The organism is Protofrankia sp. CiP1_Cm_nod2 (assembly GCF_920664355.1).
Classification (GTDB): domain Bacteria; phylum Actinomycetota; class Actinomycetes; order Frankiales; family Frankiaceae; genus Protofrankia.
Map to the genome: position 1 here is coordinate 25112 of NZ_CAKKTL010000020.1, position 5647 is coordinate 30758.

At 72.3% G+C, this 5647-nt stretch carries 4 protein-coding genes; 3 read left to right on the forward strand and 1 reads right to left on the reverse strand.

The window, feature by feature from the left end; all coding sequences use genetic code 11:
* Nucleotides 1-19 precede the first annotated feature (19 nt).
* The 3 genes from rsgA to NBW84_RS03975 all read left to right on the forward strand — a co-directional run bounded on the left by rsgA (nucleotide 20) and on the right by NBW84_RS03975 (nucleotide 3523).
* On the forward strand, nucleotides 20-1126 hold the full coding sequence (rsgA, locus tag NBW84_RS03965) for a ribosome small subunit-dependent GTPase A (protein ID WP_250281802.1): 1107 nt from the start codon (nucleotides 20-22) through the stop codon (nucleotides 1124-1126).
* A gap of 742 nt (nucleotides 1127-1868) precedes the next feature.
* Nucleotides 1869-2666 carry a histidinol-phosphatase gene (hisN, locus tag NBW84_RS03970; RefSeq protein WP_250281817.1) on the forward strand — a complete coding sequence of 266 codons (798 nt, stop codon included), beginning with the start codon at nucleotides 1869-1871 and terminating at the stop codon, nucleotides 2664-2666.
* Complete coding sequence (locus tag NBW84_RS03975) at nucleotides 2663-3523, forward strand: glycerophosphodiester phosphodiesterase (protein ID WP_250281804.1); 861 nt, start codon at nucleotides 2663-2665, stop codon at nucleotides 3521-3523. The genes hisN and NBW84_RS03975 overlap by 4 nt, the downstream gene beginning before the upstream one ends.
* 1064 nt (nucleotides 3524-4587) lie before the next feature.
* On the opposite strand, the gene NBW84_RS03980 is transcribed toward NBW84_RS03975, so the two are convergent.
* Nucleotides 4588-5634: an alpha/beta fold hydrolase gene (locus NBW84_RS03980; RefSeq protein ID WP_445548627.1), complete on the reverse strand. Its 1047-nt coding sequence runs from the start codon at nucleotides 5632-5634 to the stop codon at nucleotides 4588-4590.
* Nucleotides 5635-5647: the final 13 nt, after the last annotated feature.

The following is a 5647-nucleotide window of genomic DNA, read 5'->3' on the forward strand; positions in this document are numbered from 1 at the left end:
CCCCGAAGTGCGCGCCTGAATGGCGCGGGAACTCGACGAGGACGACGTCCGGGTGCGGGCCGGCCGCGGGTCGCGGCCGCGTACCCGGGACCGGCCCGACCACGCCGACGCGGTGACGGCGACCGTGGTGGCGGTCGACCGAGGCCGTTACACCTGCCATGTCGCCGGGACGTCACCGGAGCCGCGACCACGACCACGTCCGAAAGCGCAGCCGCCGCCGGGGCCGGCACCGGGGCCGGGGCCGGGGAGCGGCGGCACGTCCGCATCCGCGTCCATGTCCGCTTCTGGCGGGGCGCTGGTGGCCGCCGTCCGCGGGGGTTCGCTGCGCCGGACCAGTGTGGTCGTCGGCGACGAGGTCGCCCTGGTCGGGGACGTCTCCGGCCGGGCCGGCAGCCTTGCCCGGATCGTCGGGCGGGCCGAGCGCCGCAGCGTGCTGCGGCGTACCGCCGACGACACCGACCCGGTGGAACGCCCGATCGTGGCCAACGCCGACCGGCTGGTCATCGTCTGCGCCCTCGCCGACCCGCCGCCGCGGCCGGGGCTGATCGACCGCTGCCTGGTCGCGGCCTACGACGGCGGCCTGGAGCCGCTGCTGTGCCTGACCAAGGCCGACCTCGCCGACGACACACCCCTGCGCGCACTCTACGCGCCACTTGGCCTACCTATGGTGACCACCAGGCCGGACGCCGGCCTGTCCGGGCTGACCGCCCTGATGGCGGCCCACGTCTGCGTCATGTTCGGCCATTCCGGGGTGGGCAAGTCGACGCTGGTCAACCGGCTGGTGCCGGACGCCGCCCAGACGATCGGCGCGGTCAACGCGGTCACCGGCCGTGGCCGGCACACCTCGTCCGCGGCGATCGCCCTGCCGATGCCGGGCGGCGGCTGGGTCGTCGACACCCCGGGGGTGCGCTCGTTCGGGCTGGGCGCGGTCTCCACCGACCGGCTGCTGCGGGCCTTCCCCGATCTGGCGCCAGCCGCGGCGGCCTGCCCCGGCGGCTGCACCCATCTGGCAGGCCTCGCCGACTGCGCGCTCGACGAGGCGGTGGCGGACGGCCAGGCGGACCCGGCCCGGCTGGCCAGCCTGCGCCGGCTGCTCGCCGCCCGCTCCGGCACCGACCCGTCATAACGCCCGGCCACCCGGACCGCGCCGGCAAGACGACCACGATCGAGATCCGCCGGCGCCGACCCGTCACACCGCCCGGCCCCGACCACGACCAGCCCAGCTGTCCCCAGTACCGGGCCCCAGCGGTCACCGAAATCCCCCGGCCCCAGCCCCGGCCAAGCCCGGCCGTCCCCAGTACCGGGCCCCAGCGGTCACCGAAATCCCCCGGCCCCAGCCAACCCGGCTGTCCTCCCCGATACCGGCCGCCCCGATACCGGCCGCCCCGGGACGCCGTCCCAGCGGCGCGCATCCCGTCCGTGACCGCCCGCGCAAACCATAATCGGCGCGTAAGTTTGTCGTTTTGTACGCTTTTTTGTCGTATAAGCGTATAAAATGACAAACTCGCGCTGATCTTCAGCGATGACCGGCGCCCATCGACATGCGCCTGCGTTCGTGCGGATGCGTATGGTTACATAGCTGACGCTCCAGGTGCCGGCTGACTCGGGTGGCGGAGGGGGCGACAGGCCGTCCGTGGTAGCGTCGCCGCCCGCGCGACGTCTGGTGGGCCTTGTTCACGAAGGCCGCCTTCCGCCCGGGTGAAGGCGCGCGCGGGTAGGCTCCCCGCGTGACCAATGCCGCCCGAACAGACGTCGCCCGAACAGACACTCTGGGAGCCGTGGGGACGGACCTGCCGGGACCAGGCCAACAGCCGGCTCCCGGCGGCACCCGGCCCACCGTCGACGGGGACGCGGCCACCGGGCACCCGATCGGTGACGACCTCGCCCTCGCCCTCGCCCTCGCGGACGCCGCCGACGCGATCACACTAGCCCGTTTCCAGGCCGTCGACCTGCGCGTCGAGGCGAAACCCGATGCCACCCCGGTCACCGACGCCGACACCGCCGTGGAGGCGATGATCCGCGAGCGGCTGGCCGAGGCCCGGCCCGGCGACGCGGTGCTCGGCGAGGAGCAGGGGCTCATCGGTGCCGACACCCGGCGTCGCTGGGTGGTCGACCCGGTGGACGGCACCAAGAACTTCGTGCGCGGGGTGCCGGTATGGGGGACGCTGCTCGCCCTCGAGGTCGACGGCGAGGTCACCGTCGGGGTGGCGAGCGCCCCCGCGATGGGCCGGCGCTGGTGGGCGGCCCGCGGCCGGGGCGCCCACACCCGCACGGCGGTCGGCGAGACCCGCTCCCTTGCCGTGTCCGCGGTGGCGGACCTGGCCGACGCCTACCTGTCCTTCGCCTCGATCGAGAGCTGGTCGGCCGCCGGGCGGCTGGCGCCCTTCCTGGACCTGGTCGACGCGGTGTGGCGGACCCGCGCCTACGGCGACTTCTGGTCCCACATGATGGTCGCCGAGGGCGCTGTCGACCTCGCCTGCGAGCCCGATGTCTCCCTCTGGGACATGGCCGCCCTCCAGGTGATCGTCGAGGAGGCCGGTGGCACCTTCACCGACCTGTCCGGACGCCGTGGGCCCGGCGGCGGCTCGATCCTGACGACCAACGGCCGCCTGCACAGCCGGGCGTTGGGCATTCTCGACCAGCCCGCCCGGCCCACCGTCCGGTGACCCGTCCCGCCGGGGCCGTGATCGGGTTCGCCCACCGGGGCGCGCCGGGCCGCTTCCGGCGGGAGAACACCCTGGCGGCGTTCAGCCGGGCGCTGGCCGGCGGCGCGGGCGGGCTGGAGTCGGACGTGTGGCTCACCGCCGACGGCGTCCCGGTGCTCCATCACGACGGCGTGCTCGGCCCCCCGGGCCGCCGCCGGATCGGCGACCTGCCGGCGGCCCGGTTACCGGCCTGGCTGCCCGCTCTGGCCGACCTCTACGCCACCTGCGGCAGCGACTTCGAGCTCAGCCTGGACCTGAAGGATCCCCCGTCGGCCATCGGACGGGCCGCCGTGGCCGTCGCCGCGGTGGCCCGGGCCGCGGGCACGGCGGAACGGCTGTGGCTGTGCGGCAGCCTGCCGGCGATCCGTCACTGGCGGTCGCTCGACGAGCTTGCCGGGCCGGGGCCGGTACGGCTGGTCAACTCCGCGTCCGCACGGGAGGCCGGCTTCCGCGGTCGCGGCGGCGGTCGCGGTGCCCTCCCGGACAGCCGGCCGGACGACCGGCTGGACGCGTACGTGCGTGAGGCCGCGGCGGCTGGTGCCACGGTGCTGAACCTGCGGGCCAACGAGTGGACCGCGTCGATGGTGCCGGTGGTACGCGCCGGCGGGCTGCTCGCCTTCGGCTGGCACGCGCAGACGTCCGGGACGCTGAACCGGCTGGTGGGATTCGGCCTGGACGGCGTCTACTCGGACCACCTCGGCCGGCTTGTTCGCGCCACGGGCAGCGGTACGGCAAGCACGGACGCGGACAACGTCGACGTCGACGTCGACGTCAGGCGGTCGGATGAGGACGATCAATCATCCTCGCTGGTGGAATGACCGGCGCAAATCACCGGGCCCGCACATTAGGGGCGGACCACGGATGCCGACGCAATCCAGCAGGTCAAAAGCGACGTGGCCGTGCTTTTTACACGCTGCCGGAAGGCCTCGCCCCCTGGGTCGCTGCCAGGCTCCGCAGGGTGACGGCCTGGGACGTCGGTACGGCGCTCGGCGCTTCCCCACTCCGCCGGCTCGGCGCACCCCGCCGGAGCCTGCCGCTATAGGCGTCGCGGAGCGTGCTTATTTCGCGGCCGAAGCGGATGGTGACCGGCCGGCTCACTCCTCGGCGGCGACTTCGGCGACTTTCAACATCTGCGGCGGAAATCCTGTGCGTTCCGCTACATGCTCGACAGAGTAGCCCTGCCGTACCAGGTCACGGGCCTGCTCGAGGGTCCAGCCGCGACCGGGGTCCACCCGGCGGACGACGACCTCACTTGCTTGGCGACGCTCTTCTGGCCAGCTCAGACGTGCACGACGTGCCAACGGTCGACCTCCGATATATCTCTGACTTCCAGTTACTACGACAAGGATAGGCCATATTGGCATGACCGCGCTCGACGAACTCCACGATAGCGGGCGCCAACGACCCAATACGACACCGGGTTGGAACATAGAAGTGGCATCTGTCTCGACGATCTGACGATCTGACGATCTGACGTGATGGCCGGCGGCGGCGTCGAGGCAGGCCATCATACCTGGCTGATCACGGACCCTGGACCAACCGGCCCACGGCTGTTCATGCCCGGGAACAGCGCGAGGCTGTCACCAGTATGAACCGTTGCGGGTACGACTCAAACACAACTCCTGACAAGACGATGCCCACGAGTGGCACGCCGACAACCTGAACCGACAACCGCCGCGTGTTCACCGCCGGCCACGGGGCCGTCGACGCATCTTCGTTTCCGGCTCACCTTCTTCGCCGTGGTTCGGTCATCCGGTTCCCGGCCCCAGCCGGCCCCGACCGGCCCCGGCCTGGCCCTGTGGCCAGGCAGATCCGCCTCCGTCCGCGTCATCGCCCCGCCGGCGGCGGCCGGGCCGGCCACCGGTGAACCGGCCGTCGACGGTCACTGGCACCCGGCCATGTCCCGGTCACGGATGGGCTGTTGCCCCACCCGTCCCCGCGAGCACAACAGGTCCCGCCACTGCCGGGCGGAGTACGTCGCCGGGCGGGTGGTAGCCAGGAAGTCCTCCAGTACCGCCCGGAAGCGCTCCGGATCGCTGTGATGGGGGAAATGTCCGGCACCCTCAAAGATCTCCAGACGGCTGCCGGGCATCGCCGCGTGCGCGATCCGCGCGTGCTCGACCGGAATCACCGCGTCACGCTCACCCCATATGATCATACATGGCATTCCGGCGGCGAGATAGCAACGGTCCAACATGGTGATTGCCTGGCCGTGACCGTCCACCGAGGCGCGCAGCGTCCGCAGAAATGCCGCCCGGGCGGTACGCATGTGCAGGTTGTCGAACATCCGCATCAGGTCGTCGGCGTCCCGGCCCAGATCGGTGCGCAGCCAGCGCAACGTCCGGGTCACCGCCCAGCCGACCTGGCGCAGCGAGGACGCGGTGGCCAGCGAAAGCACCAGTCCTGATCCAGGAGCGGTCGCCATGGCCCGCAGCACCGGATGCAGATCCGGGCACACCCCGCCGGTCGAGACCAGTACCACCCGCTCGCAACGCTCGGGGAACTGGTAGGCGAACTGCATGGCGATGCCGCCGCCCAGGGAATGGCCGACCACCGTCACCCGGTCGATACCGAGCACCGTCAAAAGGTCACGCATCCCGCACGCGTATCCGCCGATGGAATAGTCCCCGCGCGGCTTGTCGGACTCGCCGTGACCGAGCAGGTCCGGCACAATCACCGTCCGCCCCCGCGCGAGCAGCGGAACAAGGCCACGCCAGCTCTGCGAGTTGTCCCCGATGCCGTGGACGAGCAGCAACGCCGGGCCGCGCCCCGCCCGTATATAGGCCCTTCGATATCCGTGCACCATCACGTATCGGGTGGCATAACGCGACGGAACCGGCGACCGGACGGCTCGCGCCGCATCCGCGCCGTCCACCGCCCTGGCACTGTCCACCGCCCTGGCCAGGCCGTCCCGGCCGTCGCCCGGCAGGCCGTCCCGGCCG

Coding starts and splice junctions, on each gene's coding strand:
- rsgA (WP_250281802.1), top strand. CDS start 20: ATGGCGCGGGAACTCGACGAGGACGACGTCCGGGTGCGGGCCGGCCGC.